Source organism: Okeania sp. SIO2F4 (genome assembly GCF_010672385.1).
In the GTDB taxonomy this organism is placed as follows: domain Bacteria; phylum Cyanobacteriota; class Cyanobacteriia; order Cyanobacteriales; family Microcoleaceae; genus Trichodesmium.
Map to the genome: position 1 here is coordinate 1 of NZ_JAAHGT010000681.1, position 5,346 is coordinate 5,346.

Sequence of the window (5,346 nt, forward strand, 5' to 3'; positions counted from 1 at the left end):
TATAAGGAAATATACTAGCACTTTTCTCTTGGTCGATTGGAGGCAAGCGTTTGCGCTTCGCAAAGCTTCACTTTACATGTTGCGGAGCAAAACGCGTAGCGTCCCGGAGGGAACGGAAACCTCGCCATCCCATCCTGAGGGAATGCTCCGCTTTCCGACCGCTCTCTTGGTCGATTGGATATGGCGAGGAGACCTCGCCATCCCTCGACCGCTTTTTCCCCTTGAAAGGGGAGGCAGAGTAAGCTGAATTATTTAATTAATAATTATTAATTATTCGGTAAGGAAGATGATTAAGAAAAAATTTGTTGTTAGTATTTGTTAATTACTATCTTAAGACTAATTACTAAATTCTACAATTAGTAGGGATTTATAGCGTTTACTAGGCTAATGAGGTAACCTATCTTTTATCTTTATTTATATTCTATTCCCTAAAACCTATTCTCTATTCGCTTTTCCTTATTCCCAGTTAAGTGTTCCCTAAAACCTATAATTTTTTACCTTATTAGTATGGGAATTGTTATATATAAAAATGAGATTATTACAAATTCCAAAAAGATAGTTACGGTAAAATTATCTACAAAACTATGATAGCAGTTTTGATTAATATAGAGTACAGAGATTTTGGCTTGAAGGTACTTATGCTGAGGCCACAGAGAGGGGAGAAGTTTTGGCGTCAACATTTTGGAAAACTGCTATAATTCCTTAATTTAATAATTCTGAATTTTACATTCATTGATTCTACATTCATAAACAAAAGTTTTGTAGTCAATATGAATGAAAACTGCTATAAGCTACTTAATTTTCTTGCTTATCTACTTTCTCTCTTGTCTTCCAAGTAAGCGTCTCAACCAATATGGAATGAAAATTAAATAAGATCCAAAGTTTTTATCTAAGAGTATTGCACTGAAGTACTTCTGTGCAGGAAATCTAGAAGTTAATAAATCCTCATTCCTATATAATTTCAAAATTGAAATAGAAGTAGGTTGCTAATCAGACAACTCCCCTACCTAATAAAAATAAAAAAAGTTAATATAGCATTATTTTTTCAACTGGTATAAAAATCGTTTAATACTATTTATTTAAGCAATAATATTTGTGTCATCTCTATTCACTTCCTACTCAAAGTTGCCAAGATTGATGACAAGTCCAAGAGTTATTGGGATGACGTTCATAAAATCGTAATTCCCATGATACTTCTGCTTGAGGATTGATAATTTTTTTTGCTATTTTGGCGAGAATTTGTTGTTGTTTTAATGGAAATTTGTAGGCTAAACTGAGATGTAAGTTATTTTTGAGGCGTAACTGATTAGTACGAGTGGGTGAGCTAGCAGTATTGGCAAAGTTAGCAATAAGTTTTTCTATCCAAATTGATTCTATTTTGAGATAATGAAAATCTGCTTTTAACTCCATATCTACAACAATAATGGGTTGACTAGGGCGCGTTGTTAAAGAATTTTTCAAGGCATTGTCTAAAGCTTGAATATAAATTGGAATGGCAGTTAATTCATCCTGAAAAAAACCTGTCAAGGTACAGTGAGGCATATATTTATGAGCAGCATTTTCACCACATTCTGCACAAGTGGTAGTGAAATATTTCTCTAGTTGATTGTTAAGTTGACCGACTGGACAAGCGTATACAATAAATTCTCTCACCATCAAATTATTTGTTCATAGATTTGAGCATTTATTGTAGCTTTAATTTATCCGAATAATCAGTGATAAAAAAACTTTCTCCCTTTGAAGATTTCTTTCCCTTCTGCTTTCCTTCCTCCAAAGTGTAAGTATTCAACCGCACATGATATTACGATAAAAGTCGTTAAAGTCTATATTCATTTAAACCTCATTTTTCAAAGCTATCCTTTATAAACATCTTTCTTGAGATAAAACTTGACAAAAGAGATAAGTTATATAATTTTCATTGAATCAATATTTCGGAAAAGTAAATGTATTGAAAAATTAGGATTTTCCGTAATTTTACTCCCAATCCCCCAATCCCCCCATCTCCCCATCTCCTCATCTCCCCATCTCCTCATCTCCCCATCTCCCAATCCCCCCATCTTCCTCTATTCTCCAACTCAATTATAAATCTGATGAATCAGATTTAATTTCAGCATCAGGAGATGGAGGATTTTGTAAATATCGCTTGACTAAAGCTAGAACTTTTTTCGGTTCAATAGGTTTAGTCAAATACCCTGTAGCTCCCACCATTTTTGCTCGAACTCTATCTACAACTCCATCATTTCCAGTTAATATAACTATTGGTGTATTCTCAAACATAGGTACTCGTCGGAGTTGAGTACAAATTTCATAACCATTAGCAATTGGCATCATTAAATCTAAGAAAATTATATCTGGTTTAGCTTCAATAATCATGACTAATGCTTTAATAGAGTCTTGAATTCCAAGAAATCTATAACCCCCCTTATTCATAATTTTCTCTAATAGATAACACATCTCTTTACTATCATCTACACAAGCAATCAATGGTTGAGGTTTAGTAGGAGATGGTGCTGTATCAACATCTGGCTCTAATCCAGGACTTCCTTCTAAACGTTTTTTATCTGGAACTTCCTGTAACTCAATTAATTTATTCCTAATATAAGGGATTAAAAATAAAGTTAACTGGCGCAAATCTTTGTTCACCAAAGCAGCAGTTTCTCGAAGTGAGTGTTTGCCATCAACTAACTTCGTAATTGTATTATAAGAGTTATTTTTTGCTACTTTTTGTAACTGTTTAGCATTTGTGATTACAGGAACTAGGTTAGGAGAATATGGAGCTAAATTAGATTTTTCCCACTCCAGCCATAACTTATTAATAGGCGGAAGAATAGTTTCTGCTGGAATCACTGTAGACATGAGGATTAAAGATTTATCTAATCCTGCATCAGATAAATTATAGGTTAATTCTTGTTGGGATTGTTCCTGTAGAATATCAAATAAAACTTCTTTTAAATTTGCCAATACTACTGCTTTTGTTTGAGGGGGAGTTAATGATTTTCGCCTCGATAAAACAGACATAATATGATAGTAATAACAAATCGTATAATCTCCTTCTCGGAACTTAATTTTGTCTAGAGAAATATTAGAACAAAATTGATGCCATATTTTGTGAAATCGCCGATTATAATGTGCTCCACCTATAGCCCAAACTAGACGACCTATACAGAAAAATAGTATCCAACTGTGGCGATGACTTTTTATTTCTAACTTACCTGTAAATTGATTGGGTAGTTGATTGAGGAGCAAGTTAAAAAGTTTATTATTGCTATTTTCATTAGTGTTCATTTTTTTTTGTACCAATTGCATACAGAATCAAGAATTAGAGGAAATAAAATTTAAGACTAAACAAATAATATTTATGGTTATTTTGGCATTTAAGTAGGGCATTTTCATTAATTGATAATTGATAATGGATAATGGATAATGGATAATTACCTCTGGTTAAAACCGTTATTGATTGAATATCAGGAAATATCCTAGCACTTTTTTTCCTTTGAAAGGGGAGGCAGAGTAAGCTGAATTATTTAATTAGTAATTATTAATTATTCGGTAAATTTTGTATGTTATAGCAATCCTATTTCAGTTGTAATATTTTGGTGGTATTTATACCATTTCACAGAATTCAGAATTCAGAATTCAGAAGTTAGATTGGATAGGCTAAAAACTTTGATAAGAGAAAGGTTTGAGGCAATTATTTGACATTTAAAGTTGGAAACTATTTGTGACATCTTTAAAGTGAATTGGTATTAGGAGTCAGGATTCAGGAGGACTGAGTCATAATTTTCAAGGTTTTTAGTTAATATTAACTATTCTAAAAATTTTCACAAATCATTTAGGATTGCTATACATATCAAATTGTAAATTAGCTCAAAAGTCAGGTATATGATTATTTTGAGGCATTTTGTGGCTAAATATCCCAGCAATGTCTTTTTTTAGCTTGCTCTGAGTAGTCATGCAAAATTAATTACACATACTCTGAAGCTAAAAAGCTGATGCTGTAGAAATTACAGGGAATAAATAATAGTAATTAATTTTGCTTAAGCACTTACCGAAAAATTAATAATTAATAATTAATAATTAAATAATTATGGTTTAAAGCCTCCCCTTGGATAGGGGAAAACAAAGACAATATTCCTTATATTCAATTCCCGTGCGGTTTTAACCTTCTTGTAATTATCAATTATCCATTATCCATTAATGAATTACTTTATTTTCAAAACCGTTCAGAAGGGTGAGATATTTAAAGTAAGATAAAACACCATTTTTTGCCAATAATTTTTCTGACTAAGAAAACAATATCAGAATGATTTTTACAACCAAAGTTCAAGCCTTTAAAAAGATAAGTCAATCAATCATTTCATCTATCTATAATTATCTATATAATTCCCTGTTTCCTGTTTTACATTGAAAAAAATGAATTTTAAACAATATGAATAAAATAATTTTAGAACTATATAAATTAACTTTACCATAAGTTCTACTTAACTGAAATAAATTCACTTGGCCATAGGGTGAACTTGAGAAATTTGAGAAAGGCAAAATAGTAAAAAATACCTGTTGAGAGTATCAAATCTTAGACTATTAAAAAAGGTTTTAGGTTTTAGGTTCAATTGTGAGTAAAAAAACCTAACCCCTCCTTTGAAAGCTATTCCTTATAAGGAACTCCTAAGAACCTTTTCTGATGGGGAGATGGGGAGGTGGGGTGATTCGGAGATTCGGAGATTCGGAGATGGGGTGATGGGGTGATGGGGTGATGGGGTGATGGGATGATGGGATGATGGGATGATGGGGTGATGGGGTGATGGGGTGATGGGGAGATTTCCCAACTATGGGCTCGAAAAATCATCCTGGACATTCTCGCTCCTCTCAAATTTAGTTACAGCAAGAATTTAACTTTGCGCCCTATAACTTATAACTTCTGACTTCTGCTATAGGGGAGAAGTCTATATTGCCTCAAACTTTCCGACAAAATAAAGCTAGAGGTGCTACTACGGTTCCAAAAAAATCTGAGCATAGTAAGGATAAGATTAAATGGCCAAAATCTATAGTCTTTAAAATAGGGTTTGCGTATGGAAAGTCTTTTTGTTGAGGTAGGGAGTAGGGAGTAGTAAAGAGTCAGGAGAAATAGGAGTTACACAGAAGGTGCTCGAAACAATAGTAAGAGTGATTTTTCTGCCTTGCGTTACCCTAAAATGCTCACTTTTTCAGCTCGCTTCAACCGAAAAGCTCCCAGTTTTGCCGGACATAAAATCACTCAAATCTTTATCTATCTGTCAATACTTTCAGATTTAATCAGCAAACCCTAAATAACTGTTTTATCTCAAACCCAAAACTTGTATTGAATGA

3 protein-coding genes are annotated in these 5,346 nt (G+C 32.9%); all 3 read right to left on the reverse strand.

Annotated features, from left to right (window positions below; translation table 11 throughout):
* Nucleotides 1-1,119: 1,119 nt before the first annotated feature.
* A complete protein-coding gene (locus tag F6K22_RS30350) occupies nt 1,120-1,656 on the reverse strand; it encodes a hypothetical protein (RefSeq protein WP_293106786.1) in 537 nt (178 codons plus the stop codon).
* Nucleotides 1,657-2,079: 423 nt separating this feature from the next.
* Nucleotides 2,080-3,285 carry a response regulator gene (locus F6K22_RS30355; protein ID WP_293106788.1) on the reverse strand — a complete coding sequence of 402 codons (1,206 nt, stop codon included), beginning with the start codon at nt 3,283-3,285 and terminating at the stop codon, nt 2,080-2,082.
* Between the two features lie 1,360 nt (nt 3,286-4,645).
* A complete protein-coding gene (locus F6K22_RS30360; RefSeq protein WP_293106791.1) occupies nt 4,646-4,846 on the reverse strand; it encodes a hypothetical protein in 201 nt (66 codons plus the stop codon).
* Nucleotides 4,847-5,346 lie beyond the last annotated feature (500 nt).

Coding starts and splice junctions, on each gene's coding strand:
- F6K22_RS30350 (WP_293106786.1), bottom strand. CDS start 1,656: ATGGTGAGAGAATTTATTGTATACGCTTGTCCAGTCGGTCAACTTAAC.
- F6K22_RS30355 (WP_293106788.1), bottom strand. CDS start 3,285: ATGAACACTAATGAAAATAGCAATAATAAACTTTTTAACTTGCTCCTC.
- F6K22_RS30360 (WP_293106791.1), bottom strand. CDS start 4,846: ATGATTTTTCGAGCCCATAGTTGGGAAATCTCCCCATCACCCCATCAC.